Genomic DNA, 26,319 nt, shown 5'->3' with positions numbered 1-26,319 from the left:
GATGTCCGCTCTGCTGATCCTCGTCGCGGCATTCTTCCTGCCACTGTTCCCGATGAGCCTGGCGTTCAATGCGCTGGCTGCGCGCATCACCAACACCTACGTGCAGGTGGCGCTTTTCGTGGCCTGGCCGCAGTTCGGCGTGGCACTGATCCTGTGGGGTGATATCGCACCATTCGCTGGAGTGCTTGTCGTCTGGGCGACCCTGAGTGCGATTTTGTACGCATTTCGCCTGTTGACCATCCGCGACGTCGGGCGCTGGGCGGCCTTGCTGGCCAGCTCCACTTGGCCCCTGGTGTGGCTGTTCGCCTTGCAGCTGCCGGCTGAAACGGACGTAATCGGCTTCGCCCTCGCGATGACAGCCGCCCCGTTGCTGATGCTCCTGGTACGCGATGCGCTTGTTCGACGGCTGGAGACCGCCTATACCGGACTGCATGGCGGACTGGCGCGGGATCTCCCCCGCCTGTCGGGCATGATCGTGGTAGCCACGCTCTCCGCAATGGCCCTGCCACTGTTCCCCGGCTTCTTCGCTCTGCTGACGCTGCTGGGTGGTGCCACGCCCGGGGTTGCCCTCGGGGTCCTGCTGACCTGGCTGCTGTGGAGCTGGGCAGGGGCGCGACTGCTGCAAGGAACGGTGTTCGGCCCGCGCAGTGGTGACATCGCCAAGGACCTGCCGGCCACATCGGTATGGGCCTTCGCCGGACTGGTGGCATTGCTGGTGGTATCCGGACTGCTGTGGACTGGAGGTGTCCCGTGAAGCTGACCCTCGGACGCAAGCTCAAGATCCGCTCGATGGTGCACATGGCGGCCGAGCCGATTCCAAACTTCTGGCCCATGCGCACCTTCATCCATCACAACCCGCTTCACGGGCTGGAGGACTTGCCGTTCCCGGACGCGATCCGGCGCGGTGAAGAGCTGTTTCACGGGCGGGGATTCCTGCCCCGAGCCGACTACCAGCGATTGTTCCGCGAGGGCCGCGTGGACCGCGACACCCTCGAGGCGCGCGTCGATGCCGCTCTTGAGAGCCACCCGGCCCTTAGGGCGATCGGCGGGCTCGACCTGCTCTGCACGCTGCTGACCGAATGCCATGATCCGGTCATCACGCCGCGCACGCTCGCCGATGCCGACGACGTGGCGGCCGCCCTGAACGGTCGCGAACACACACCCTCTGCGACGGATACCGGGATACTCGCCAAACGGCTGCACGCCGCGTTTCCGGCTATGCGGCCGCTCTACGAGGCGCTCGATTCGCTGTTCGGCACACGTGTCGGGGCCACGCTGGACGAACAACTGATCAGGATCTGCCTGGACTACTTCGACGAAGGTCAGTCGGCATGGCAGATGCCCGGCCGCGAACAAGGCCTGTTCGCCGCGTGGAAGAGTGTCGTCCATCACCATCCGCGCCTGTTCCTGCGCGGTAAGCACACTCACAAAATCCTGGCGGAGTGTGACAGTCCCGAGGCGATCATCGCCCATGTCCTGGACGCGATCGGGATCCCCGAAGAGGCCTGGCCCGATCTGATCGTGCACGAACTGACTCGCCTGCACGGCTGGGCCGGCTTCATCCGCTGGCGCTCGACGGCAAGCCACTATCACTGGGCACGCGAACATCCGGCCGACCTGATTGATTTCCTGGCCATCCGCCTGGTGCTCGCGCTGTCGCTGATCCGCGAACATGGCCGTCGGCACAAGTTGCCCGGTGACCGCAAGGCGCTCGAGGCCTTCCTGACCGAGCGGCCCGGCGAGGCCTACCTGCGCCACGAACTGTTCACCGGAGCCGTACTGCCGACTCAGGCCGAGCTTGTCGAAGACGTCATCGCGCGTGGCAGGCCGGCCGAGATCGCCCGGCAACTGGACCATTACCTGCCGGCCAAACGCCGCGCGGAAAGCCGCGACCAGGCCCGCGCGCTTCACGCCCTGGCGTCGCTCGCCGGGAATCCCGCGCTGTTTGACGGGCTCGAGCGCGGACCGCTTGCCGCCGTGCTGGAACAGCTGGGCGAGTTCGAGCGGCACGAGGGTATGGTCTGGCTGGAGGCCATGGAGGCGACCTACCGCCGCAGCGTTCTGTCCGGCCTGCGACTCGACCCGCCCGCACCGCGCGAAAAACGCCCGTTCGCGCAGCTGCTGTTTTGCATCGACGTGCGTTCCGAACGTGTCCGGCGTCAACTCGAGACCATCGGCGACTACCAGACCTACGGCATTGCCGGCTTCTTCGGGGTACCAGTGAGCTTCATCGCGCTCGGCAAGGGCAGCGAGGATCACCTCTGCCCGGTCGTGGTCACGCCGAAAAACCTCGTGCTGGAGGTGACCACGGGCGCCGAGCAGCTGGACCTGGACCTGTACTCCTCGGCGGAATACCTGCTGCACGACCTGAAGCACTCCGTGCTGTCGCCGTATTTCACCGTCGAGGCCATTGGTCTGCTCTTCGGATTCGACATGATTGGCAAAACCGTCGCGCCGGCGGCCTACCACCGATGGCGCAACAAGATCGAGTCGGACCAGCCCTCGACCCGCCTGATGGTCGACAAACTTACCCGTGAACAGGCGGATTCGGTGGTTCGCGCCCAGCAGCGGGTCATCATCGTCCAGGCGATTCATCAGCAGTTCGACATCGAGCGCGAAGCGATCACCGACTCCATGATCCGCGAGTTGCGCGAGACGGCAATGGGAAACAGCAGCGAACAGACCGTCTTCGCCCGCGAATTCGGCCTGAGCGAGAGTGCGGAGTCGGAGTTCATCGCGACCTTGCGGAACGACTATCGGATCAACCGTTCCTATGCCCATATGCAGCTCGAGCGACTGGGACGAATCGGCTTTTCCCTCGAAGAGCAGGCCTACTTTGTCGCTCAGGCGCTCCGCTCCATCGGCCTGACCGAACAGTTCTCGCGTTTCATCATCCTCACGGGGCACGGCAGCCAGTCGGACAACAACCCCTACGAATCGGCCCTGGACTGCGGCGCCTGCGGCGGCAGCCACGGTATCGTCAGCGCGCGAGTGCTCGCACACATGGGCAACAAGCCCGAGGTTCGACGGCGGCTGCGAACCCAGGGCATCGACATCCCCGATGACGCCTGGTTTCTGCCCGCCATGCACAACACCACATCCGACGAGATCCGGCTGCATGACCTCGACCTGCTGCCGGCCAGCCACCTGGTCTATCTCGAGCGCCTGCGCAACGGCCTGCGCGCCGCCACGCGCCGAACGGCACGCGAGCGGCTGCAGACCCTGGAACCGGATCTCGAGGACGCCCCCGATACCATAACGGCCGCTCGGCGGGCACGACGCAACACGGTCGACTGGGCCCAGGTGCGCCCCGAATGGGGTCTGGCACGCAATGCGGGCTTCATCATCGGCCGGCGACACCTGACCGCGGCGAGCGACCTGCAGGGCCGCACGTTCCTGCATTCCTACGACTATCGCGTCGACCCCAAAGGCCGACTGCTGGAAAGCATTCTGACCGGCCCGCTGATCGTCGCCCAGTGGATCAACATGGAGCACTATTTCTCGGCGGTCGACAACGAACGCTACGGCTCCGGCAGCAAGGCCTACCATAACGTCGCCTGTCGCGTCGGGGTCATGACCGGCAACCTCTCGGACCTGCGCACCGGCCTGCCCGCCCAGACCGTACTCTACGACGGGCTGCCCTACCACGACCCGATCCGGTTGCTGGCCCTGATCGAGGCCCCGCTCTCCCATGCGCGCCGGGCCATTGAAAACGTGCCCAAGGTCCGGAGCCTGATTGCGAATGGCTGGGTACTGTGCGTCATCCTCGACCCGGAAACCGACCGGCTGTACCGATTCGTCGACGGCGACTGGCGCGAGGAACCCCCGCCCCGTTCCACACAAGATGCGGCCGACCGACCTGCCGTGGAGGAAAACCGCGCATGAACGACCTGAATCTCAAATCACTGAAGAAGATCGAGATCATTCTCGAAGGCGAACACCAGGCGTTTGCCACCGATCTGCTGGATCGGGCGGGCGTCAAGGGCTACACCATCATCGGCAATCTCTCCGGCAAGGGTAGCCAGGGCTTCCACTCGGGGCACCTGATGTTCAACGAGGACGAAGTCCTGATCATGATCATCGCGGCGATCCCCGAAGAACTGGTCGAGCCGATCCTCGAAGGGTTCACGCCCTTCTTCAACCAGCACAGTGGTGTCGTCTTCATCTCCGACATCCAGGTCAGCCGCCTGGTGAAGTTCAAGGGCTGAGATCGAGCGCCTTGCCTTGAGCACACGGGTCGGCGACCACCACGGACGCCCCCTCACGACCGTGGTAGCCGAACATCACCTCCTCAGTGCCCATGGAGCCGGTTTTCGCCCGTGCGCTCAATGCCGCACTTCTCGTCCAGTGCAGAGTTGTCGTCCGCGTCGACGGGCATCGTCAGCGGACCCTCTCCCGGGACCCCAAGCAGCGTGGCAATGACCACCGTGGGTTCATCCCGGCTGGGATTATAGGCCGTGTGCACACTGTCCCCGGGATCGACCAGGGCCATGCCGGGTTCAAGCTCGCGCCTTACACAGTCCTCCGCGAACATGAATACGAATTCACCTTCCGTGACCATGATGAGTACCGTCCCCGGATGGGTATGCCAGGGAAACACGGCCCCCGGCTGGATGGTGAACTCGAATACGCTGACATTCGATGCGTCTTCAATGTCGAAGGTCTTCCTGGGCAAACCGTCGAGCTCCTGCGTGATCTGCATCGAGACTTCGCCGCTAAAGGCGTGACGTTCGGTCAATGGCTTGGCCGTGATCGGATCGGGGTCCGCGTGTGCCAGTGGCGTGGCCAGGAGCACCAGCAGCGTAAACGCCGTGAGGGATATGGCGGCTCTGGTCCTGGCAAGGAATCCGGGATTGTTCATGACATTCTCCTTTGGGTCTGTTTGGGGCGAGCACTCCCCGACAGCGGCACCCTCGGCGCCGTATGTCGCACACGCACTCCGTGCGGCTTGATGTGGAAGGACTCGACTGGCGATCGATTCGCATGTGAGTGTCATCATCGGCTCCCCTTGGTTTGGGCTGCGATGGGTTACGGCAAGACAAGGCAGGCCGTGACATCAGCATTGCGAAGCAGAGGCCCACCCCGCTAGTTCAGAAAATGAACCGGAAAACACCCGGTGGCGGAGCCATAATTGGGAAAATGGCTGCGGAGAAGCGCCATGACCGACCGAACGGGATACAGTCAGTTCTGCCCTGTGGCAAAGGCGGCGGAGATCCTGACAACGCGCTGGACCCCGCTGGTTCTGCGTGAGTTGATCAGTGGGTCCTCAGGTTTCAACGAGATCCATCGCGGCGTGCCGCTGATGTCGCGTGCGCTGCTGGCCCGCCGTCTGCGGGACCTGATTGCGAGCGGCGTCGTAGTCCGAGAACACGCGGACTATCGCCTGACGGAGGCCGGCGAGGCCCTGGGCCCGGTGATCATCTCGATGGGCCTGTGGGGGCGGCGCTGGGTGGAAAGCGCAGCCGACGGCCCCGACTGGGACGCAGGCGTACTCATGTGGGACATGCGCCGGCGCATCGATACCGCGGCTCTTCCCTCGGGGCGGACCGTCGTCCAGTTCGACTACAGCGACGCGCCGCCCGAACTTCGACGCTGGTGGCTACTGATCGAAGACGATGATGTCGACCTCTGCCAGTCCGACCCCGGATTCGAGGTCGACCTGTACATCGCCACAACCGTGCGGGTGCTGGGCCCGGTCTGGATCGGCCAGCGCCCCCTCGCGCCGGCCATCGAACGCAGGGATATTCGGGTTCTCGGAAGACTGGAGCTGGAACGCAGCATCGGGCGCTGGATGAAGCTGTCAGTCATTGCCGAACAGGCGGCAAGGTCGCCCCCCACAAGAACGGCCCCTGACGCCACCACCGGGATGAACCTGAAACACTGACCAGCGGTCCAGACCTCGTCCCTCTACCGAATTCCCGTCGGGCTGTCGCCACCAGTATTCCATCGCAAAGCTGGCAGTCTTCAGCATGTCTCGCTCAGCGGTTGGCCCCAACGGGACGCCCAGCACGGGCCGCGATTGGCTTGCCCGCGCAGACCGTACTTTGCAACGGCTTGCCCCACTCCGACCCAATTGCCCGCTGACCCTCACCGAGCCGCGTTCGCACACGCACGCGGAGCCATCGACAGCGTGCCCAGGATCCGGAGCCTTATCGACAACGGCCGAATACTGATCATGATCATCGCTGCGATCCCCGAAACACTAGTCGGGCTCGAGAAAACAGAGCTGCGCCGGCGCGGCTTCAACCCCCACCAACAGGGATACTACCGGGCCGTTTCAGCCGCATCGCGCCTGCCAGCCAGGCGGTAACCCCATGCACTGATAACTCGCGACAAGCGAACGATACAGCCGCTCGCACGATGGCTTGACCGGTCTGTGGACCTCAATCCTCGTCGAGAGCGGCAAAGCCTTCGGCCAGATGATCGATCAGGCCACGCACGGCCGGCAGCTGACCGCGCCGCGACGGGAACACCGCATGCACGATCTCGCGCGGCGGGGCCCAGCCGTCCAGCACCGGCAGCAGACGGCCATCCTCCAGCTCCGTGGTCATCATCATGGTCGGCAACTGCACGATACCGACCCCGTGGCAGGCGGCAATCCGCAGGGCCGTCATGCTGCGCGTGACCAGCCGCGGCTGGTGGGCAATCCAGGCCTCGCCACCGTCGGGCCCGACAAGATGCCACTGATAGCGTGCCTGCGGCCGGCTCAGTGCGAGGCTGGGGAGGTCTGCGAGATCCGCGGGCACCTGCGGCGAGCCCTCGCGCTGGAGCAGGTCCGGGCTCGCCACCAGCCGCTGGGCCCGGTCGGCCAGGACGCGCAGGACAAGCTCGCTGTCCTCCAGCGGCGGCGGCTCCACGCGGATGGCGATATCGAAACCTTCCTCGATGACGTCCACGCGGCGGTTGGTCGCGTCCAGGTGCAGCTGCACCCGCGGGTAACGGCGCTGGTATTCCGCCAGCATGGTCGCCACCCGGGCATCCAGCAGCGCGACCGGACAGCTCAGCTTGACCGTGCCACAGGGCTCGTCGCGCAGGCCGTCGATGGCGTCCTGCGCGGCCTCCGCCTGCACCAGCATGGCCTTGCAGAAGCCATGGTAGACGCGCCCGATCTCGGTGACGCCGACCTGCCGGGTGGAGCGATGCAACAGGCGCACCCCCAGGCGTTCTTCCAGCGCCGCGATCCGGCGACTGAGCTTGGACTTGGGCTCGCCCAGTGCCCGTGCAGCGGGGGCAAACCCGCCGTGCTCGACCACGCGGGCGAAATAGTAGAGATCGTTGAGGTCCTGCATCTTCATCGTTCCGATTATGGAACGGTGAGTGTAATTTTCCGGCACTACCCGCGCCACCGTCCTGCTGCCAGGATTCTCGTCAGGCCACCAACCACGGCCTTTCGAGGAGGACGACATGAAGACCATCCTGGGTACATACAGCGCCCCACCCCGCCACTGGGTCGGCAACGGCTTTCCCGTGCGTTCGCTGTTTTCCTACCAGACTCACGGCCGCCACGTGAGCCCGTTCCTGTTGCTCGACCATGCCGGCCCCATGGATTTCGAACCCGCGGCCCGGCCGCGCGGCGTCGGAGAACATCCGCACCGGGGGTTCGAGACCGTCACCATCGTGCTGGATGGCGAGGTAGAGCATGCCGACTCCACCGGGGCCGGCGGCATTATCGGACCGGGCGACGTGCAGTGGATGACCGCCGGTGCCGGCATCCTGCACGAGGAGTTCCATTCCCGGCGCTTCACCCGCACCGGCGGGCGGCTGGAGATGGTGCAGCTCTGGGTCAACCTGCCGTCCCGATACAAGATGACGGCACCGGGCTATCAGCACCTGGGCGTCACCGACATCCCGGAGATCGCACTGCCGGACGCCGCGGGGCGGCTGCGAGTCATTGCCGGCGAGTATGCCGGGCAGCGAGGGCCGGCCCGCACCTTCAGCCCGATGCAGGTATGGGACCTGCGCCTGGAGCGCGACGGCGAGGTCCGCCTGGACCTGCCGCACGGCTGGAACTCCATGCTGGTGGTACTGCACGGCACCGTTCAGGTGAACGGCAGCGAGATCGCGCGCGGCGGCCAGCTGGTGATGCTGAGCGCGGAGCACGAGGGGGTGATCGTCGAATCCAACAACGAGGCCACCGTACTGGTCCTGTCCGGCGAACCCATCGACGAGCCCGTCGTCGGCCAGGGGCCCTTCGTCATGAATACGCCGGAGGAGATCCGCCAGGCCATCCGCGACTATCGCGAGGGCCGCCTGCAGCACTCCGCCCCATCCACTTGACCCCACCCCGCGGCGCACCCGCGTCGCGGACTTTCATGCCTGCCCGGCAGGCCTTCACAAGGAGAACGACATGAATCACGACTACACCTACCGCCGCCTCGACAAGGACGATGCCGCGCTGCTGCTGGTCGATCACCAGTCCGGTCTGATCTCGCTGGTCCAGGACTTCGAACCCAGCGAATTCAAGAACAACGTGCTGGCCACGGCGGCCTGCGGCCGGTACTTCGGGTTGCCCACCATCCTGACCACCAGCTTCGAGGCCGGCCCCAATGGACCACTGGTGCCGGAACTGAAGGAGATGTTCCCCGACGCCCCCTATATCGCGCGTCCGGGCAACATCAACGCCTGGGACAACGAGGAATTCCTGGCTGCCGTGAAGGCCACCGGCAAGAAGCAGCTAATCATCGCCGGTGTCGTCACGGAGGTGTGCGTGGCCTTCCCTGCGCTGTCCGCCATCGAGGAGGGCTACGACGTGTTCGTGGTGACCGACGCCTCGGGCACCTTCAACAAGACCACCCGCGATTCCGCCTGGTCCCGCATGGAGGCCGCCGGCGTCCAGCTGATGGGCTGGTTTGCGATGGCCTGCGAACTGCACCGCGACTGGCGCAATGATGTCGAAGGCCTGGGATCGCTGCTCTCCGAGCACATCCCCAACTACCGCAACCTGATGACCAGCTACTTCGCACGTAACGCCTGAGCCATGAGCTATCGGGGCGGGCGGCCATCGCGGCGCCCGCCCTTTGCCGTTTTCATCACGACCTGACGCCCTGGAGGCGTTCACAAGCTCCGGGATCACCGGGGACATGCGCCTCCGGATTGCCGGGATGGTAAAGTGCGGGCCCAGAAAGGGCCGTAAAGGGCCTGTCCCTCATTCAAACCGCATTGGTCGCAGGAGCATCATGGCGCAGTACATCTTCACGATGAACGGTGTGGGCAAGATCGTCCCGCCGAAGAAGTACATCCTCAAGGACATCAACCTGAACTTCTTCCCGGGCGCCAAGATCGGCGTGCTGGGTTACAACGGTGCGGGGAAATCCACACTGCTGCGCATCATGGCGGGCGTGGACACCGAGATCGTCGGCGAGGCGCGGCCGCAGCCGGGCATCAATATCGGCTACCTGCCGCAGGAGCCGCAGCTCGACGAGAGCAAGGACGTGCGCGGCAATGTCGAGGAGGCCGTGGCCCCGATCAAGGAGGCGCTGGCCGAGCTGGATCAGGTGTATGCCGCCTATGCCGAGGCCGATGCCGACTTCGATGCCCTGGCCGCCAAGCAGGGCGAGCTGGAGGCGAAGATCGAAGCGGCCGACGGCCACAACCTCGAGCGCAAGCTGGAGGTCGCCGCAGACGCCCTGCGCCTGCCGCCGTGGGATGCGGACGTGAAGACCCTGTCCGGGGGGGAACGCCGCCGCGTGGCCCTGTGCCGCCTGCTGCTGTCCAGCCCGGACATGCTGATCCTCGACGAGCCGACCAACCACCTGGACGCCGAATCCGTGGCCTGGCTGGAACGCTTCCTGCAGGAGTTCCAGGGCACCGTGGTCGCGGTCACCCATGACCGTTACTTCCTCGACAACGTGGCCGGCTGGATTCTCGAGCTCGACCGCGGCCAGGGCATTCCGTTCCAGGGCAACTACTCGCAGTGGCTGGAGCAGAAGGAAAAGCGCCTGAAGCAGGAAGAAAAGGCCGAGGCCGCCCGCGTGAAGGCGATGGAGTCGGAGCTCGAGTGGGTGCGTTCCAACCCGAAGGGCCGCGGCGCCAAGAGCAAGGCGCGCCTGAAGCGCTTCGAGGAGATCGCCTCCACCGACTACCAGAAGCGCTCCGAGACCAAGGAAATCTACATCCCGCCAGGCCCGCGCCTGGGCGACAAGGTGCTGGAGGTGGACGGCCTGTCCAAGAACTTCGGCGACCGCGTGCTCTACCAGGGTCTGTCGTTCTCCGTGCCACGCGGCGCGCTGATCGGCGTGATCGGCCCGAACGGCGTCGGCAAGACCACCCTGTTCCGCATGATCGCCGAACAGGAACAGCCGGACGAAGGCACGATCGAACTGGGCGAGACCGTGCAGCTGGCCTATGTGGACCAGAGCCGCGACGCGCTGCAGGACGAGAAAACCGTCTGGGAGGAGATCTCCAACGGCCAGGACATCATCCAGGTCGGCAATTTCCAGATGCCGTCACGCGCCTACGTCGGCCGCTTCAACTTCAAGGGCACCGACCAGCAGAAACGCATGAAGGAGCTGTCCGGCGGGGAACGCAACCGCGTACACCTGGCCAAGCTGCTCCAGAGCGGTGGCAACTTCCTGCTGCTCGACGAACCGACGAACGATCTGGACGTCGAGACCCTGCGCGCGCTGGAAGAGGCCCTGCTGGACTTCCCCGGCTCCGCGATCGTGATCTCGCATGACCGCTGGTTCCTCGACCGCATCGCCACGCACATCCTCGCGTTCGAGGAGGATGGCAACGTGGTGTTCTTCGACGGCAACTACCAGGAATACGAGGAAGACCGCCACAAGCGCCTGGGCGCTGAGGCCGACCAGCCCCATCGGGTCAAGTACAAGCGACTCGCTTCCTGACGCGAACCCGTCCGGGCGCTCTCCGCGTCCGGACGGTTGGCCTTACAGCCGTTCCAACACACTGCGCGTCACGCGCTCGGCGTAGTCGTTGCGTTTCCAGTGCTCCGGACTCCAGCCGGCCAGAAAACGCTGGAAATCCGCCTGGGCCAGCAGGAACAGCTCGCGCCATTCCTGCTCCAGTGCGTCCAGGTCCACACCCCCTCCGTGCGTGGCGACAACCTCCGAGCGCAGTGCAGCGAAATACCCCTCCAGCAGTTCCTTCTCGAAGCGTTCCTGATCAGCCTCGTCCAGACAGCTGCCGATGAAGTACGCAACGTCCTTCATCCCGCAGCCACCCCCGACATACTGGAAATCCACCGCGGCCACCCGATCGCCACGTTCGCTGAAACAGAAGTTCGCGACCTTGGCATCGCCATGCACCAGCGTCTGAAAGCGCGCCGAACTGAGTCGCTGATCGAGCTTCGGGGCTGCTTCGCGCAGTTGGGGATCAGCGATGGCCGCCCATTCGTCCGGCCGGGTCGCGAGGTGCCAGTAGGTACCCGTAGTCCAGAGTCCCAAGGGCCTGGCACCGAGAAAGGTCGCGTGAAAGGCCGCAAGCCATCCCAGGCAAACGCCGGCCTGCTCCACCGACAGGTCATCGTGCCGAAGCGGAAAACCGGCGGCATCCAGGTCCTCCAGCACAATCAGGTGGGAATCGCCCAGGTCCTGCGCGAGGTGGCATCGCGGGACACGACAGGCGTCGCGGCAGCGCCCCGCCCAGTCGCGATACCAGTGCATCTCGACCTGATAGGAGTGCCGCTTGCGCTCATGCCCCCGCGCCCCTGACCAGCCGCGCGGGTGGCGGCGATTGGCCGGAAACACAATGTGCTTGGCGATAACGGTGGGAACGGACGCCCCCTCCAGACGATAGCGGACGATCTCGCCGTAGCCGCTCCAGAGCGTCTGGACATGCTCGATGGGGATCGCGCGGCGGGCGCCCGTGGCTGCGCATACTGCAGCGGCGACCGCCGCCTGCGATCCGTCGCGGCCTGGCTCAGACACCCGGGTCGTTGCAGGTCGCGGTCAGGCGCCCCTCGACTGGATCCCGCGTCATCCCGGTATCGGAAAACAGCCCCTCGGCGACCAGTTCCGCGCCGTCGATCCGGATCAGGGGTTCGGAGGGACCGTCCGCAGCGGAGAACCACTGATCGCCGGAACGGCTGCGGTTGGCCTCCAGCACCTCGCCCTCCGGCGACATTACATCCCCGATCTGCACGCTGACCGTATGCATCAGCATGCCGCTGACCTCATTGCGCGAGACAAACACCCGCATCGGGCCATCTTCAGTCTCGGCATCGCCAACGAGTGTCTGCAGGTCACCTTCGTCGGACTCGCCTGAGAAATCACAGACCTGAACGTCGAGATCATGGGACTGCCCATCCAGCTCGAGCTGCGCGGTGCCCGCGGCGTGGGCGCTGCCGGCCACGGCGAACACAATGGTGGCAGCCGTCAGGCTCCTGATGCGATTCGGGTTCATGTGTGTCCCCTGCTCTTGATCCGAACCCGACAGTATCCCGGGTTGTACCAACGGGCAAGCCGGGGTTGGCGCTGATGCGTTTGCACCTGCATGCCGGAGCGAATTCTGCCCGCCTCGTCCTCATGCCAGCGGCCGTACCAGTGGAACGGGGGGCGCAACACACAGGACATACGTTCCTTTCGACCGCGATGTGGTCCATATTCAGAGTGGAGGCTGGTTGATCCTCGAGGCGGAGGGCGATGCGAAGATCCTTCGGTAGCGCTATAAGGGGTGGTTCCGGAATCCGGCCCGGCGCTTCTCCTTGCCGGAACCGGTCCCGGAGAACAGCCCGTGCAGCCTGAACGGACCGCCACCTGCCGCTTGCAGTTGCACGCCGGCTTCACACTGGATGATGCCGCGCGCGTGACCCCCTACCTCGCCCGGCTGGGCGTATCGCATCTCTACCTTTCTCCGATCCTGCAGGCGGTGCACGGCAGCACCCATGGCTATGACGTGGTCGACCCCTCGCGGGTGAACGACGAGCTCGGCGGCGAGCCGGCGCGCCAGCGCCTGTGCGCGGCACTGGAGCAGGCCGGTATGGGCCTGGTGCTGGACATCGTACCGAACCACATGGCGGTGGCCGGAGCCCAGAACCCGTGGTGGTGGAATGTACTGGAGAATGGCCCCTCCAGCCCGTTTGCGATGTATTTCGATGTGGACTGGGAATCATCGGAGGAGCGCTGGCCGAACAAGGTGCTCCTGCCGGTGCTGGGCGATCATTACGGGCGCATCCTGGAGGCTGGCGAGATCCGTCTCCAGTATGGCGACGGCCTGTTCGAGCTCGCCTGTCACGAACACCGCTTCCCGCTGGACCCGTCCTCGCTGAACGACCTGCTCCACCGCGCGTACCGCGCCACGGGTATCGAATTGCTGGGCTTTCTCGCGGAGTCTTGCGCGCGCCTGCCGCAGCCATGGCTGACCGCCCGCGACGCGGCGTCTCGGCGCCATCGGGATCAGGACGTCATCCGTCAACTCCTCGACAACACCACCCGGCAGGATCCGGCGGCCGCTGCGGCCATCGAGGCCGAGGTGGACCAGATCAATACGCGGCCCGATGCCCTGGATGCACTGATCGAGAAACAGAACTACCGCCTGGCCTGGTGGCGTACCGCCGGACGCGATCTCGGTTATCGGCGGTTCTTCGACATCAACGACCTGGCCGGCCTGCGCCAGGAGCAGGAAGAGGTCTTCGAGGCAGTACATGCACTACCGCTCCGCTGGGTAGAGGAAGGCTCGGTGCATGGCCTGCGGATCGACCACCCCGACGGCATGCGCGACCCGGGGCAGTACTTCAGTCAGCTGAGCCGGGCCTGCCCGGGCGCCTGGATCGTCGCCGAAAAGATCCTCGAGCCCGGCGAACAGCTGCCCGGAGACTGGCCGATCGCCGGCACCACCGGCTACGACTTTCTCAACCGCGTACAGGGGCTGTTCGTGGACCCGGCGGGCGAGGCCCCGCTGACGCGGCTGTTCGAGGAACTCACCGGCGAGCACGCCGACTACGCCGGGCTGGTCTACGAGTCCAAGCGGCAGGTACTGAAGGACCTGCTCGGCAGCGAGCTGAACCGGCTGAGTTCGCTGTTCGTGGACATCTGCGAACTGCACCGCCGACACCGCGACTATACGCGCCACGAGCTGCACCTGGCCCTGCTGGAGACAGCCTCCTGCTTCCCCGTCTACCGCACCTACGTGAGCCCGCGTGAAGGCTCAGTGGCGGCGACCGACGTCGACTATGTAGACGCCGCGATCCACCAGGCGGGCGAACGCCGTCCGGAGCTGGACAGCGAGCTGCTGCAGTTCCTGCGCGACCTGCTCCTGCTGCGCATCCCCGGCGAGCGCGAGAACGAACTCGCCCTGCGCTTCCAGCAGTTGACCGGGCCGGCGATGGCCAAGGGGGTCGAGGACACCGCGCTGTACCGCTTCCACCGCCTGACGGCGCTCAACGAGGTCGGTGGCGACCCGGAACGTTTCGGCATATCGGTCGATGCATTCCACGAGGCCTGCGCCCTGGTACACGCGCGTCACCCGGAGACCATGCTTACCACCTCCACCCACGACACCAAACGCAGTGAAGACGTGCGCGCGCGCCTGGTGCTGCTCTCCGAGATCCCGGATGCGTGGGCAAAAGCCACGCGCAGCTGGATGCGACACAACGCCCGCTACCGCAGCGGCGATTGGCCGGAACCGGCCACCGAATACCTGTACTACCAGACGCTGGTCGGCGCCTGGCCGATTGATGCCCAGCGCATGACCGCCTACATGGAAAAGGCCGCGCGCGAGGCCAAGCAGTACAGCAGCTGGACCCACCCCCAAGAGGACTACGAGCAGGCATTGCGCGACTTCGTGAGCGGGACGCTGGAGGATGCAGGATTTCGCAACGCGCTGGAGTCGTTCCTGCAACCGCTGATCGGCCCCGGTCGCACCAACAGCCTGGCGCAGACCCTGATCAAGCTCACCGCGCCAGGGGTTCCGGACCTCTACCAGGGCAGTGAGCTGTGGGACCTGAGCCTGGTCGATCCGGACAACCGCCGCCCGGTGGACTTCGTGACCCGGGCCCGACTGCTGGAGGAACTCGGTCACCTGACCCCGGCGCAGATCAGTGCCCGTGCCGACGAGGGCCTGCCCAAGCAGTGGGTGGTGCACCAGGCGCTGACCCTGCGCCACCGCCATCCGGAATGGTTCCGGCCGGATGCGGCCTACACCCCGCTGCGGGTCACCGGCGAGCGCGCCGGGCATGCAGTGGCCTACCTGCGCGGGGAAGGCGCGCTGGTGCTGGTGCCGCGCCTGGTGCTCGGGCTGGGGGGCGACTGGCGCGACACCCGGCTCGGGCTGCCGCCCGGCGTCTGGCACAACCGCCTCTCGGGCGAGACCTTCGAGGGCGGCGACCGGTTGGTGGCCGAGCTCCTCGATGCGTTTCCGGTGGCACTGCTCGAACGCGAGGAAGAGACCGCATGACCCGCGTGCGCGTCTGGGCCCCGCAGGCGAACCAGGTCGAGCTCGAGTGCGGCGGCAGCCGCATGCCGATGGACCGCCAGGGCGAGGGCTGGTGGTCGCTGCAGACCTCGCGGCTGGTGCATGGCAGCGACTACGCCTTTCGCGTCGACGGCAACGGGCCGTTCCCCGACCCGCGTTCCGCCTGGCAGCCGCAGGGGGTGCACGGCCCGTCGCGCTGGCTGGACCATTCCCGCTTCGTCTGGAACGATGCCGGCTGGCAGGCGCCGCCGCTGGCCGCGGCGGTGATCCAGGAGATCCACGTCGGCACCTTCACCCCGGAGGGCAGCTTCGACGGCGTGATCGACCGCCTCGGCCATCTGGCCGAACTCGGCATCACCCACCTGGAGCTGATGCCGGTGGCCGCGTTTCCCGGCGCCCGCGGCTGGGGCTACGACGGGGTCGACCTGTATGCCCCGCACCATGCCTACGGGGGTCCCGACGGCCTGAAACGCCTGGTCGACGCCTGCCACCGCCGCGGCATCGCGGTGCTGCTGGACGTGGTCTATAACCACCTCGGGCCGGACGGCAACTACCTGGCGCAGTTCAGCCCCTACTTCACCGACCGCTACCACACCCCGTGGGGCGACGCGGTCAACCTCGACGGCGCGGACAGCGACAGCGTGCGCCGGTTCTTCATCGACAATGCCCTGATGTGGCTGCGCGACTATCACATCGACGGCCTGCGCATCGACGCGGTGCACGCGATCGTCGACACCTCGGCCACCCATTTCCTCGAGCAGCTCGCCGGCGAGGTGCAGCGCCTCGGGCGGCAGCTCGGCCGGCACCTGGTGGTGATCGCCGAGAACGACCGCAACGACCCGCGCGTGGCGTGGCCGGTCGAGGCCGGCGGCTACGGGCTGGACGCCCAGTGGAACGAGGATTTCCATCACGCGCTGCACACCGCACTGACCGGCGAGTCCGACGGCTACTACATGGACTTTCGCGGGCTGGCCGACCTGGCCCGGGTGCTGACCCGCGGCCTCGCCAACGACGGCCGCTATTCGCCCTTCCGCCGCCGGCGGCACGGCCGCCCCGCGGCGGACCAGCCGGGACGGCGCTTCGTCGGTTGCCTGCAGAACCACGACCAGATCGGCAACCGCGCCAACGGAGAACGCATCAGCGAACTGGTCTCCCCCGGCCTGCTCAAGGTCGGAGCGGCCCTGGTCATGACCAGCCCCTTCGTACCAATGCTGTTCCAGGGCGAAGAATGGGGCGCCTCGAGCCACTTTCTGTACTTCACGGATCACACCGACCCGGAACTGGGCCAGGCAGTCACCGAGGGTCGGCGGCGCGAGTTCGCCGCCTTCGTCGGGGATCCGGGCGACATCCCGGACCCGCAGGCCCGCGAGACCTTCGAACGATCGAGACTGGACTGGGACGAACGCGAACAGCCGCGACATGCCGCGATCCTGCGCTGGTACCAGGCGCTGATCGCCCTGCGCCGCACCCACCCGGCCTTCAGCGATGATCGCCTGGATGCCATCGACGCATACTTCGACGAGACAGCCCGATGGTTCGTGATGCACCGGCCGGGACTGCTGGTCGCGTGCAACCTGCACCCCGATGCGCAACGCCTGGCATGCCCCGGGACCGCACGATCACGCCTGCTGCTGCGATCCGAAGCGGAGATCGTGATCGGGCAGGAGAACCTGGACCTGCCCGGCGCCTCCGTCGTGATTATGGAACCGGGCGATCCGCCCGGTATGTCTTGCCAACATCCCATGTCGAGGGAGTGAGCCCGTGACGGTATCCGACCGCCCCATATCCCGTGTCGAGGGCTACCTGCCCATCGAAGAACACGGCCTGATAGGCAATTGCACGACTGCCGCCCTGGTGGGGCGCGACGGGTCCATCCCCTGGATGTGCGCGCCTCGCTTCGATTCCGAGCCCCTGTTCTGCGCTCTGCTCGATCACCAGCGAGGCGGTGACTTCACCGTGGCCCCGGAGCCCCTGGTCGCCTCGCACCAGCGCTATATGCCCGACACTGCGGTCCTGATCACGGAGATGACCGGCCCCGAAGGACGCATCCGGGTCACTGATTGTCTGCCCCTGCGCGCCGGGGCCGACTTGTCCGAGGATGCGCCGGCAGGGCGCAACGAACTGCTCCGGCGGATCGAGGTGCTGGAAGGCCGCGTGCGGCTGCGGGTCAGGATCGCACCCAGGGGAGGTGCGAAGGCGTATCCACACGGTGCCGGCCTGGGCCTGTCGCTGTACCGCCAGCCGGAACTGGAGCTGTCGCTGAGCTCGTCGCTGCCCTTGGAGGACACCGACAGCGAACACGAACTCGAGGCCGGAGACCAGCACTACCTGATCCTGGGCTGGGGCCCGCACACGCACCGTTTCCAGGCCCGCACACCCGAGGAACTGCTCGAGGCCACGCTGGAGGTCTGGCGGCGCTGGATGACCCATTTCCACTATGAAGGCCCCTGCGAGGACCTCGTCCGGCGCTCGGCCGTCACGCTCAAGTTGATGGACTACACCGCGACCGGAGCGATGATCGCCGCGCCGACCTCGTCCCTGCCGGAAGCAATAGGCGGCCCGCGCAACTGGGATTACCGCTACGCATGGATACGCGATGCGGCATTTTCCGTGTATGCCATGAGCGATATCGGCATGACCCACGAGGCCGCGGGCTTTATCGGCTGGGCCCTGGACGCGGTGGATCGCGCGGGCTGGCCACGGGTGCTGTATGACGTAGACGGGCACCTGCCGCAGCCGGAGCGAATCGATCCCGAACTGGAGGGCTACCGAGGCTCAGCGCCTGTACGCTGGGGCAACGGTGCGGTGGAGCAGCGCCAGCACGACGTATTCGGAGAGATCCTCGATTGCGCCTATCGGTGGGAGCGCTGGGGCGGGACGCTGGATGAGCACCTGTGGAGCCGCCTGCGGCGACTGGTCGAAGCCGCCGAGAAGGAGTGGAAGAACCCCGATCATGGCATCTGGGAAGTCCGCACCGCCGGCCGTCCCTTTACCTACTCCGCCGCCCTGTGTGCGGTCGCCCTGGAGCGTGGAGCGGCCCTGGCCGATAACAATGGCATGGCAGGCAACAGCGACCTGTGGCGTTCCGAGGCAGGACAAATCCGCAAGGCAATCCTGGACCAGGCCTGGGACCCCGAGCTTCGCAGTCTCACCGAGCACCTGGGCGGCGGTGGCATCGACGCGAGCCTGCTGGCCCTGCCGGGACGCGGTGTAATCCCGGCCGATCACCCGAAGATGATCGCCACCACAGAGGCCGTTATCCGGCGCCTGGGCGCGGGCAACGGCCTGCTGTACCGCTATCTTCCGGAAGAGTCCCCGGACGGTCTGCCCGGGCACGAGGGTGCATTTGTCCTGTGCAGCTTCTGGCTGGTCGACAACCTGCTGGGACAGGGCCGCCTGGAAGAGGCCCAGGCCCTGTACGACTCGCTGTGCGCCCGCACCAATCCCCTCGGCCTGCTCCCCGAACAGATTGACCCGGCCACCGGCGCCTTCCTCGGCAATTTCCCGCAGGCATTCAGTCATGTAGGGCTGATCTCGAGCGGCATCAAGCTCGCTCGGGCCCTGCAACAAGACCGCTAAACCCGGGAATCAGGGGATCCAGCCCGAACGCGGTCCGGGCGGCTCCGCACCCTGTTCAGGCGGTCGGCATCATCGACGAGTGATGGTGCACGATCAGCCACTTGCCGTCGCGGTTCTCGTAGACGAAGGTGTAGCGCGCGGGGACTTCCTGCGTCTCGTTGCCGTCGGTCACGCGGAAGGTATAGGTGCCGGCGTCGGTCAGCTTGTTGCAGCCGAGCTTCACGTTGCGCGTGTTGATGGTGCCGAAGGGCTTCTTCTCGAGGAAATGCTCGAAGTAGTCCTGGATCTCGGCGTGATTGGTACGCGGGACGTTCGACACGGTCGGCAGCAGCACCGCGTCATTGGCGTACAGCTCGGTCACACGACGGGCATCGCCCGTCTGCAGGGCTTCATTCCAGGCGTCGAACAACTCCTCGGCCAGACGGCGCGTGGCGGGTGCGCAGACCACGCAGCTCTCGTTCGGCGGGGTATCGATCGCGGCGGCGAGCATATCGCTGCCCGTCCCGGTCACCGGGTGATGCTGGTCGCGGTGCGAGGCGCTCAGGCTCAGCCGCGAACGCGGGGCCTCGTCGGCGTTGATGAACTGGGTACCGCTGATACGCGGACGGGTCACGGTGCTCACTGCGCGTTCTCCCACTCGGGCCGATGGCGGCCGGGTAAAACGTGAATTTTAAAGAAAGCGCTGAATAAAGCCATCCCGGCTTTCTCAGCGCACGCGGCGCTGCATCGTCTTGCATCTCTTTGCACGGGCAAAGGGGTTTGCAGCTTGCTCCGGAATCAACCGCCTACGGCGGTCGATTCCGGCGGCACGTCCCTGTGCCGCAGGGAAACGCCGATCAATCAGCGTTTCCCAAGGGACCCCTCAGGGCCTGTCATGGCCGCCACTCAGCCGGCCTGGGCCTTGAACGCGGCCAGCAGGTCCTCGACCTGCCCGCGCACCCGGGCCTCGTCCTGGATGGCGAAGTCGAGAAAGGTCTGGGCGACGACGGACAGGACCTTCTTCTTCGGGTAGACGATGTGCCACTGGCGATGGATCGGGAAGTGCTCGACATCCAGCAGCGCCACCGGGCCCTCGGCCCCCTCGGCACTCAGGGTGTGCAGCGACAGCACGGCAATCCCCAGACCACCGATCACCGCCTGCTTGATCGCCTCGTTACTGCCCAGTTCCATGCGCACGGGCGGGCTGATCCCGTGCTCCTGGAACAGCTTGAGCGTCGCCTCGCGGATACCCGAGCCGGGTTCGCGCATCAGGAACGTCTCCTGCTCCAGCTCCTTGAGCGGGATATTGCGCCGGCCGACCAGCGGGTGGTCGCGGCTGGCCATCACCACCAGCGGATTGGGCGCGAACGGGTGCACCGCGACATCAGTCAGCCGCTCGGGGACATGCCCAATGATGTAGAGGTCGTCGTCGTTGTTCGACAGCCGCTCCAGCACCCGGTCAAAGTTGCTGACCTCCAGCGACAGCTCGATATCGGGATACCGCCGGGCGAACTGACCGAGGATGCTGGGCGCGAAGTACTGCGCCGTGGTGATCACCGCGAGACGCAGACGCCCGCGCTTGAGGCCGTGCATCTCGGCCAGCTTCATCTCGAGGTTGGTCAGCGCGCCGAGCATCTCGCGGCAGGTGTCGTACAGCAGCAGCCCGACCTCGGTCGGGAAGGCCTTGCGCCCCACGTATTCAAACAGCGGGAGCCCCAGTGCCGTGGAGAGCTTCTTGATCTGGATCGAGACGGTCGGCTGGGTCAGATGCAGCTCTTCCGCCGCGCGGGTAAAGCTCCCCAGGCGCACGATCGCCTCGAACACCTGCAGCTGACGCAGCGTGGCATGCCGGATCAGGTGCGCCGGCAGCTCCGACTTGAGCATCACCTGCGGGAGACCGGACTCCTTTGGCGTAGGGGACTGAGTCATACGCGACGTATCGTTTACCGCGTGAGACCCGCGTACAGCATCGGCAGCTTCTCCGGCAGCCGGTCGATCTGGTCCAGCACCATGAAGTGCTGGGCCCCGAAGATGCGCTCGACGTACTCGTCGGCGTTCGGATCCAGGCTCATGCAGAAGGTGTACACCCCCTTGCGCCCAACCTCCTCCACCGCCCGCTTCGCATCCTGACGCAGGTACTGCGGGTCGCGCACATCGGTATCCGCCGGCTCGCCGTCGGTGATGATCAGCAACAGCTTCTTCGCCGTGCCCTGGTTGTGCAGCTGCTGGCCGGCGTGGCGAATGGCCGCCCCCATGCGGGTGGAGAGCTGGCCCTGCATCCCGGCGAGGCGGGCCTTCGCGGTATCGTCGAACGGGGCGTCGAAATCCTTGAAGCGGTAGTACTCGACGTCGTGGCGCCCGTCGGAGGCGAAGCCATGGATCGCGAACGGGTCGCCAATGCGCGAGATCGCGCCGGACAGCAGCGTGGCCGCTTCGCGCGCCAGTTGCACCACGGTTGTCTCGCCGTCGCCGATCGTCTCGTTGGTCGACTCCGACAGATCCAGCAGCACCAGCACGGAGAGATCGCGCACATGACGCAGATTGCGCACATAGATGCGCTCGTCGGGCTGGCGCCGCATGCGGACGTCAATCTGGGCCTCGACCAGCGCGTTCACGTCCAGCTCGTCGCCCTCCGGCTGCTTGCGCATGCGCTGAACGCCCTGGGGCTGCATCGCCTCGATCAGGAATTTCAGGCGCGAGACCAGCGGCTTGTGCTTGTCGTAGATGGCCTCGATTTCCTCGATGTCGCCCTTCTTCGGGCGCCGCTCCAGCAGTGTGACCCAGTGCGGCCGCTCCAGCTGCATCTGGTAGTCCCACTCGTGATAGTGGAACGGCAGCGAGATCGGCTCCTTGCCCTCCTGCTGGTTGATGCTTTCGTTTTCGCCGTCGCGGAACCACTCGGTCGCCAGCACCAGGATCTGCTGGGCGTCGTCGCCGGCGTTCGGCACGTCCAACGTATTGATCATCTGCATCGGGGTGACGTAGAAACGCTCCTGCCCGGAGCCATGCGCGGCCAGGACCTCCGCCTCTTCCTCTTCGCGCCCGAAGTTCCAGAGATAGCGGTTGTCGTCGCGATAGAGGACATCCGGCGCGACCTTGGCCGGGTTCATGTAGCCCTGCTCGGGAAACTCGGGTGCCAGCACCTCGGCCAGCTCGCGGGCCAGCCCTGCGGCCTCAAGGTCGTCCACGCGTTCCGCAAACGCGCTCACCGCCTTCTGCACGAATGCATGCGGGTCGTGGTATTGCGGATCGAGCAAGGCGCGCGCGGTGCGCGCCAGCACTGCCTGCGCCGTGTCCCCATCCTCCGCCGTGGCGGTATGCAGCGGGACCCAGATCTGGCGCAGGCCCGGGAACGCCGCGATCGCCAGGGCCTCAATACGCGCGTCCTCGAACAGCTCGGTCAGGATGCCGACCACGCCCCGAGGCCCCTCGTCCGGCTGCATCTCGCGGGTATGCACCACATGGGATGCCGCGTGCGCGGCCGCCGCGCGATACAGATCCAGCCCGGTGAGGCCCTCGACATCGTCGTAGGCGTCCGGCAGGAAGATCGTGAAGCCCTCGATGTAGGGGCGATACCCCTCGCGCGACTCGAAGTCGCCACTGGTCGGGCGCATGAAGAAATCGCGTGCCCACAGCGAGCGCAAGTAGAGGTTGATACGCCGCTGCACGTCCACGAACAGGGTGCCGCGGCGCTCCTTCTGGAACACCGAGCGTGACTCCGGCGACTCCAGACCGAAGTAGGCAATCTGGCCCTCCAGGTCCGTGCGGTGCGCCTGCGCGCCCCACGTCGCCCAGCGCCGAAGACCGCCCAGCGTCAGGTGGGTCAGCAGCTCATCCAGGTGTTCCAGCATCGGCCGCACACCACGCGGCGCCTGCCCCAGCAGGTTATCCAGCAGGCGCAGATACCCCTCGAACAGCGAATAGTCGCCAAGCCGCTGGGCCGCGACCGGGCTAGTCTCGATCACCAGGGTGATGACCGCCGCGGAGGTCTTGGAGTACATCTTGATCGCGGAACCGAGCAGTTCCGCAACGGCATCCTCGCCCAGTTCCTGGGCCAGTGCAGGCGCCTCCTGCACGAAGGCCACGACCATCTCGGAACCGCGCCCCAGGGCCTGGAGACTGCGGGCCCCTTCAAGGTAGTAACGCTTAAGCCCACTGGCGCTGAAGGCACGGCTGGCCTCCTGCCAGGAACTTTCCAGCACCTCGGTGGCGTGGTTTCCCAGATCGTCGAGGAGGTCCTGGTAGTCCTCCAGATGAACGCTCATCGGTACGGGTACGCCGCGCGGTGCGCTAGAAGAACGTGGTGACGGCCGAATCCAGCGCGTCGCGCATGTCCGGATCGTCGGTGATCGGCCGCACGAGTGCCATGCGGCAGGCGCCTAGCGGCTCCACGCCCTTGGCGATCAGCGAGCCGGCGTAGACCAGCATGCGGGTGGAGATGCCCTCGTCCAGGCCATGGCCCTTCAGGTTGCGCGCGCGCTCGGCCACGCTGACCAGCTTGCCGGCCATCTCCTCGTTGATCTTGCCCTCGTGAGCGACGATCTTCGCCTCGGTCTCGTGATCCGGGTAGTCGAAATCCAGCGCGCCGAAGCGCTGCTTGGTCGACTGCTTCAGATCCTTCATCAGGCTCTGATAACCCGGGTTGTAGGAAATGACGACCTGGAAATCCGCGTGCGCCTGGACCATCTCGCCCTTCTTTTCCAGCGGCAGCACGCGGCGATTGTCGGTCAACGGGTGGATCACTACCGTGGTGTCCTGCCGGGCCTCGACAATCTCGTCGAGGTAGCAGATCGCCCCGTGGCGCGCGGCCAGGGTCAACGGACCGTCCTGCCAGCGCGTGCCATCGGCATCGAGCAGATAACGCCCGACCAGATCGGAAGCCGTCATGTCCTCGTTACAGGCGACCGTAATCAGCGGCTTGCCGAGCTTCCAGGCCATGTGCTCGACGAAGCGGGTCTTCCCGCAGCCCGTCGGCCCCTTCAGCATCATCGGCATGCGCACCGAATACGCCGCCTCGTACAGCTCGATCTCGTCCGCGACCGGCTGGTAATACGGCTCTTCCGTGATCAGGTGATCGCGCAGATCGTCTTGCATTGCCCAGACTCCTCAATCAAAAAAGGCCGGGGGACGGGATGCCCAGCACCCCGCCCAGCCCCGGCCCCGAAACGCCCTGACTCAGTCCGGCCAGATACGATTCGGGTGCAGGTTCTTCCACGGCTCGTCGGCCGTCGCCTTCGCCTTGCCCGGATTGAGCTCGGCGGTGGTGCGACCTCCGCGGCTGGCGCCAGAGCCGCTGGACTTCTTGGCCGCCGGCTTCGTGGCGGACGTCTTGCGTGTGGCCTGTGCGGCCGGCTTTTTGGCCGGGGCCTTGCGCTTGGTCGTAGAGGCCTTGCGGGTCGCCGTCTTGCGCGCCGTGCTTTTGGGCGTCGCGGCCTTTTTCGTTGCGGCTGCCTTGGTGCTGGCCGCCTGATGCGTTTGCGCGCTCGCAGGGGTCGTGCTGGTGTCTTTCTTCAGCGCGTTATCCGACGCAGCATTGCTGTCCTTGTTCTGGTCTTCCCGGGCGCTGCGCACACCGGCCGCCAGCTTGTCTTGCAGATTGCTCATTGCGACACCTCCTCGATGATGGCTTCGATCTCCTCGGCCGCCGGTTCGCCCGGTTTGCCCAGGTCGTACACGGAACAGCCTTCCAGCGCGGAACGCCGGTAGATGGCCCGCCGGCGGAGCGACTGCTCCAGGGCGGGGATGTCGATCTCCATCAGTGCATGCTTCATCGCACGCGACAGCGCACTGCGGACCTCGAGCTGGTTGATCACGACATAGGGGCGCAGCGACCGGTTCTTCATCTGCGCCTCCTCCAGACCGCGCCCCATCCGCACACTGCCCCAAAGATCAACGGGGGATGGCAGAACAGGGATCAACACGACATCCGAGCCCGCGAGCGCGGCAGTCACCGCACCACCCTCCAGGGTCGGCGGGCAGTCCACCACGATGTGATCGTAATCCTTGCGCAGCGCCTTGAGTTCGCGATCCAGCGGACCCGCGACGGCGAACACGGAGGCCGGAAAGGGACGGTCGTCCGAGGACATGCGCGCCCACTGGCCGGCCGATCCCTGCGGATCCGCATCGACCACCAGGGTGCGTCCTCGGCGCGCCAGACCGGCGGCGAGGTTCATGGAGAGGGTGGTCTTGCCGGTACCCCCCTTCTGATTGACTACCGCGAATACCCGGGAACCCACGTATCAGCCTCCTAGGGCCAGGAACCGGACGGGTCCAGTTCGTGGACTCTGACGTGATGGTCGGTCAGCCAGTCGTTTCGCTGGCCAGCCGATCCACCTCTTGCGCGAAACGCTGATCCGCCTCGCCAATCCGGTCGCCGTCGCGCGCATCAATGGTGATGTTCACATACGTCGTACCGAAACTGATATTGGGATGATAGCCATCCTCCTCCGACAACTCGGCTACCCGATCGAGAAACTCGCGCGTGATGCCGTAACGGTCGAAGGTGAACTGCTTGCTGATGGTCGCCGAGGAGCCCTTGCCCGGCTCCCAGCCGGCCGGCACCACGAGATCGCTATCCGCCATGTACTACTCCAGAACGTTGGACAGGCGTACCCCTAGCGGGCCGCGACTTCCTGTGCGTCGATCTCGCGCACATGTTCGAGTTCTTCCTCGAGGATCCTCTCGAACAACTCGGCATCGGCCACCGCACCCACGCGCCGACAGTAGACCGCCGCCTCGTCATACAGGCGCACGGCTTCCATCTCCAGTTCGCGGTTGCGCTCCAGCAATTCGGCCATCGAGCGCCCCAGCCGCACGGGTGCCAGCTGGCTCCCGTTGGGGGCAACCCCATGGTGAAACATGCGGGTCATGAATCGATCCGCATGGTCCAGTTCCTCCTGGGCGTCCCGACGCAGGCATTCGCTGACATCGCTCATGCCCCACATCGCGGTCAATCGCGCCTGGGCCAGATACTGCTGAACCGCGGACAGCTCATGCGCCACCGCGCGGTTCAGGTAACCCACGATCCGCGGATCCGCCATCGAGGTTGCCTCAGCTGGCCGAGCCGTCGGCCGTCGGGGCCTTCGGCAGGATGCTTTCCACTTCGGAGTGGACACGGGCAATGATGTGCGCAGCCACCAGGCCGTCGCCCACACGCTCGCAGGAATCCGCACCGGCACGCACCGCCGCATTCACGGCACCGGTCTCGCCACGCACCAGAACCGTCACGTAGCCACCACCGACGAACTGACGACCGATCAGGCGCACTTCCGAGGCCTTGGTCATCGCATCCGCCGCTTCAATTGCCGGCACCAGACCACGGGTCTCGATCATGCCCAGGGCCACACCAGAAATTTCGCTCGCCATTGCTAACCTCTTTTACAAACGGGCCGC

The 26,319-nt window shown here is 65.9% G+C and carries 23 protein-coding genes; 10 read left to right on the top strand and 13 right to left on the bottom strand.

What is annotated here, in order from left to right:
* The first annotated feature begins 1 nt into the window (after position 1).
* The 3 genes from F791_RS0100350 to F791_RS0100340 are packed head-to-tail and all read left to right on the top strand — an operon-like array spanning position 2 to position 4,208.
* Positions 2–754 (top strand): hypothetical protein, encoded by a 753-nt coding sequence (locus tag F791_RS0100350; RefSeq protein ID WP_018993620.1) that lies wholly within the window; start codon positions 2–4, stop codon positions 752–754.
* On the top strand, positions 751–3,885 hold the full coding sequence (locus F791_RS0100345) for a DUF2309 domain-containing protein (RefSeq protein ID WP_019592030.1): 3,135 nt from the start codon (positions 751–753) through the stop codon (positions 3,883–3,885). The genes F791_RS0100350 and F791_RS0100345 overlap by 4 nt, the downstream gene beginning before the upstream one ends.
* Positions 3,882–4,208 carry a P-II family nitrogen regulator gene (locus F791_RS0100340; RefSeq protein WP_018174440.1) on the top strand — a complete coding sequence of 109 codons (327 nt, stop codon included), beginning with the start codon at positions 3,882–3,884 and terminating at the stop codon, positions 4,206–4,208. The genes F791_RS0100345 and F791_RS0100340 overlap by 4 nt, the downstream gene beginning before the upstream one ends.
* Positions 4,209–4,291: 83 nt before the next feature.
* Here F791_RS0100340 and F791_RS0100335 read toward each other — a convergent pair whose 3' ends face one another.
* Positions 4,292–4,861, bottom strand: coding sequence for a cupin domain-containing protein (locus F791_RS0100335; protein WP_018864172.1), 570 nt, complete (start codon positions 4,859–4,861; stop codon positions 4,292–4,294).
* Positions 4,862–5,158: 297 nt separating this feature from the next.
* On the opposite strand from F791_RS0100335, the gene F791_RS0100330 reads away from it, so the two are divergent.
* Positions 5,159–5,884 carry a helix-turn-helix domain-containing protein gene (locus F791_RS0100330; protein WP_018138827.1) on the top strand — a complete coding sequence of 242 codons (726 nt, stop codon included), beginning with the start codon at positions 5,159–5,161 and terminating at the stop codon, positions 5,882–5,884.
* Positions 5,885–6,383: 499 nt separating this feature from the next.
* On the opposite strand, the gene F791_RS0100325 is transcribed toward F791_RS0100330, so the two are convergent.
* Positions 6,384–7,295: a LysR family transcriptional regulator gene (locus tag F791_RS0100325; RefSeq protein ID WP_018138828.1), complete on the bottom strand. Its 912-nt coding sequence runs from the start codon at positions 7,293–7,295 to the stop codon at positions 6,384–6,386.
* A 109-nt stretch (positions 7,296–7,404) separates the two neighbouring features.
* On the opposite strand from F791_RS0100325, the gene F791_RS0100320 reads away from it, so the two are divergent.
* The 3 genes from F791_RS0100320 (at position 7,405) to ettA (ending at position 10,844) form a co-directional block, all read left to right on the top strand.
* Positions 7,405–8,277, top strand: coding sequence for a pirin family protein (locus F791_RS0100320; RefSeq protein ID WP_018993624.1), 873 nt, complete (start codon positions 7,405–7,407; stop codon positions 8,275–8,277).
* A 70-nt stretch (positions 8,278–8,347) separates the two neighbouring features.
* On the top strand, positions 8,348–8,974 hold the full coding sequence (ycaC, locus tag F791_RS0100315; RefSeq protein ID WP_018174436.1) for an isochorismate family cysteine hydrolase YcaC: 627 nt from the start codon (positions 8,348–8,350) through the stop codon (positions 8,972–8,974).
* Between the two features lie 202 nt (positions 8,975–9,176).
* Positions 9,177–10,844, top strand: a complete 1,668-nt coding sequence (ettA, locus tag F791_RS0100310) for an energy-dependent translational throttle protein EttA (RefSeq protein WP_018174432.1) — start codon at positions 9,177–9,179, stop codon at positions 10,842–10,844.
* Positions 10,845–10,886: 42 nt separating this feature from the next.
* Here ettA and F791_RS0100305 read toward each other — a convergent pair whose 3' ends face one another.
* Complete coding sequence (locus F791_RS0100305; protein ID WP_018993625.1) at positions 10,887–11,885, bottom strand: phosphotransferase; 999 nt, start codon at positions 11,883–11,885, stop codon at positions 10,887–10,889.
* Entirely contained in the window at positions 11,878–12,360 is a 483-nt protein-coding gene (locus tag F791_RS0100300) for a hypothetical protein (RefSeq protein WP_018993626.1), read from the bottom strand. The genes F791_RS0100305 and F791_RS0100300 overlap by 8 nt, the downstream gene beginning before the upstream one ends.
* A 330-nt stretch (positions 12,361–12,690) precedes the next feature.
* Between F791_RS0100300 and treY the strand changes: the two genes are divergently transcribed.
* From treY to F791_RS0100285, 3 genes are read left to right on the top strand one after another with little or no spacing between them, the layout of a single operon-like run.
* On the top strand, positions 12,691–15,351 hold the full coding sequence (gene treY, locus F791_RS0100295) for a malto-oligosyltrehalose synthase (protein ID WP_018993627.1): 2,661 nt from the start codon (positions 12,691–12,693) through the stop codon (positions 15,349–15,351).
* Entirely contained in the window at positions 15,348–17,126 is a 1,779-nt protein-coding gene (gene treZ / locus F791_RS0100290; RefSeq protein ID WP_018993628.1) for a malto-oligosyltrehalose trehalohydrolase, read from the top strand. Before treY ends, treZ begins: the two co-directional genes overlap by 4 nt.
* A gap of 4 nt (positions 17,127–17,130) precedes the next feature.
* Complete coding sequence (locus F791_RS0100285; protein ID WP_018993629.1) at positions 17,131–18,948, top strand: glycoside hydrolase family 15 protein; 1,818 nt, start codon at positions 17,131–17,133, stop codon at positions 18,946–18,948.
* Between the two features lie 55 nt (positions 18,949–19,003).
* On the opposite strand, the gene F791_RS0100280 is transcribed toward F791_RS0100285, so the two are convergent.
* The 9 genes from F791_RS0100280 to F791_RS0100240 form a co-directional block, all read right to left on the bottom strand.
* On the bottom strand, positions 19,004–19,570 hold the full coding sequence (locus F791_RS0100280) for an SgcJ/EcaC family oxidoreductase (RefSeq protein ID WP_018138840.1): 567 nt from the start codon (positions 19,568–19,570) through the stop codon (positions 19,004–19,006).
* A 263-nt stretch (positions 19,571–19,833) separates the two neighbouring features.
* On the bottom strand, positions 19,834–20,811 hold the full coding sequence (locus tag F791_RS0100275) for a LysR family transcriptional regulator (RefSeq protein ID WP_018138841.1): 978 nt from the start codon (positions 20,809–20,811) through the stop codon (positions 19,834–19,836).
* 59 nt (positions 20,812–20,870) lie between these two features.
* Positions 20,871–23,192 carry a nitric oxide reductase activation protein NorD gene (locus F791_RS0100270; protein ID WP_018138842.1) on the bottom strand — a complete coding sequence of 774 codons (2,322 nt, stop codon included), beginning with the start codon at positions 23,190–23,192 and terminating at the stop codon, positions 20,871–20,873.
* Between the two features lie 25 nt (positions 23,193–23,217).
* Complete coding sequence (locus tag F791_RS0100265; protein ID WP_018174426.1) at positions 23,218–24,021, bottom strand: CbbQ/NirQ/NorQ/GpvN family protein; 804 nt, start codon at positions 24,019–24,021, stop codon at positions 23,218–23,220.
* Positions 24,022–24,102: 81 nt separating this feature from the next.
* Positions 24,103–24,531, bottom strand: a complete 429-nt coding sequence (locus tag F791_RS0100260) for a hypothetical protein (RefSeq protein ID WP_018138844.1) — start codon at positions 24,529–24,531, stop codon at positions 24,103–24,105.
* Positions 24,528–25,163 carry a ParA family partition ATPase gene (gene parA, locus F791_RS0100255; RefSeq protein WP_018138845.1) on the bottom strand — a complete coding sequence of 212 codons (636 nt, stop codon included), beginning with the start codon at positions 25,161–25,163 and terminating at the stop codon, positions 24,528–24,530. The genes F791_RS0100260 and parA overlap by 4 nt, the downstream gene beginning before the upstream one ends.
* Before the next feature lie 64 nt (positions 25,164–25,227).
* Positions 25,228–25,509, bottom strand: coding sequence for a 4a-hydroxytetrahydrobiopterin dehydratase (locus F791_RS0100250; RefSeq protein ID WP_012982279.1), 282 nt, complete (start codon positions 25,507–25,509; stop codon positions 25,228–25,230).
* A 32-nt stretch (positions 25,510–25,541) separates the two neighbouring features.
* Entirely contained in the window at positions 25,542–25,967 is a 426-nt protein-coding gene (locus tag F791_RS0100245; protein WP_018138846.1) for a bacterioferritin, read from the bottom strand.
* A 10-nt stretch (positions 25,968–25,977) separates the two neighbouring features.
* Positions 25,978–26,292 carry a BMC domain-containing protein gene (locus tag F791_RS0100240; protein ID WP_012982277.1) on the bottom strand — a complete coding sequence of 105 codons (315 nt, stop codon included), beginning with the start codon at positions 26,290–26,292 and terminating at the stop codon, positions 25,978–25,980.
* Between the last annotated feature and the right edge of the window lie 27 nt (positions 26,293–26,319).

Source organism: Thioalkalivibrio sp. ALRh (assembly GCF_000381425.1).
Classification (GTDB): domain Bacteria; phylum Pseudomonadota; class Gammaproteobacteria; order Ectothiorhodospirales; family Ectothiorhodospiraceae; genus Thioalkalivibrio.
The sequence above is the reverse complement of the archived record's forward strand: the minus strand, read 5'-3'. Positions and strand labels throughout refer to the sequence as shown.

Excerpts from the sequence above, each read along its gene's own strand:
- F791_RS0100320 (WP_018993624.1), top strand. The coding sequence starts at position 7,405 with ATGAAGACCATCCTGGGTACATACAGCGCCCCACCCCGCCACTGGGTC.
- F791_RS0100240 (WP_012982277.1), bottom strand. The coding sequence starts at position 26,292 with ATGGCGAGCGAAATTTCTGGTGTGGCCCTGGGCATGATCGAGACCCGT.
- F791_RS0100350 (WP_018993620.1), top strand. The coding sequence starts at position 2 with ATGTCCGCTCTGCTGATCCTCGTCGCGGCATTCTTCCTGCCACTGTTC.
- F791_RS0100260 (WP_018138844.1), bottom strand. The coding sequence starts at position 24,531 with ATGAGCAATCTGCAAGACAAGCTGGCGGCCGGTGTGCGCAGCGCCCGG.
- treZ (WP_018993628.1), top strand. The coding sequence starts at position 15,348 with ATGACCCGCGTGCGCGTCTGGGCCCCGCAGGCGAACCAGGTCGAGCTC.
- ettA (WP_018174432.1), top strand. The coding sequence starts at position 9,177 with ATGGCGCAGTACATCTTCACGATGAACGGTGTGGGCAAGATCGTCCCG.
- F791_RS0100340 (WP_018174440.1), top strand. The coding sequence starts at position 3,882 with ATGAACGACCTGAATCTCAAATCACTGAAGAAGATCGAGATCATTCTC.
- F791_RS0100250 (WP_012982279.1), bottom strand. The coding sequence starts at position 25,509 with ATGGCGGATAGCGATCTCGTGGTGCCGGCCGGCTGGGAGCCGGGCAAG.
- F791_RS0100300 (WP_018993626.1), bottom strand. The coding sequence starts at position 12,360 with ATGAACCCGAATCGCATCAGGAGCCTGACGGCTGCCACCATTGTGTTC.
- F791_RS0100275 (WP_018138841.1), bottom strand. The coding sequence starts at position 20,811 with ATGCTCAAGTCGGAGCTGCCGGCGCACCTGATCCGGCATGCCACGCTG.
- F791_RS0100265 (WP_018174426.1), bottom strand. The coding sequence starts at position 24,021 with ATGCAAGACGATCTGCGCGATCACCTGATCACGGAAGAGCCGTATTAC.
- ycaC (WP_018174436.1), top strand. The coding sequence starts at position 8,348 with ATGAATCACGACTACACCTACCGCCGCCTCGACAAGGACGATGCCGCG.
- F791_RS0100325 (WP_018138828.1), bottom strand. The coding sequence starts at position 7,295 with ATGAAGATGCAGGACCTCAACGATCTCTACTATTTCGCCCGCGTGGTC.
- F791_RS0100270 (WP_018138842.1), bottom strand. The coding sequence starts at position 23,192 with ATGAGCGTTCATCTGGAGGACTACCAGGACCTCCTCGACGATCTGGGA.
- F791_RS0100330 (WP_018138827.1), top strand. The coding sequence starts at position 5,159 with ATGACCGACCGAACGGGATACAGTCAGTTCTGCCCTGTGGCAAAGGCG.
- F791_RS0100335 (WP_018864172.1), bottom strand. The coding sequence starts at position 4,861 with ATGAACAATCCCGGATTCCTTGCCAGGACCAGAGCCGCCATATCCCTC.
- F791_RS0100245 (WP_018138846.1), bottom strand. The coding sequence starts at position 25,967 with ATGGCGGATCCGCGGATCGTGGGTTACCTGAACCGCGCGGTGGCGCAT.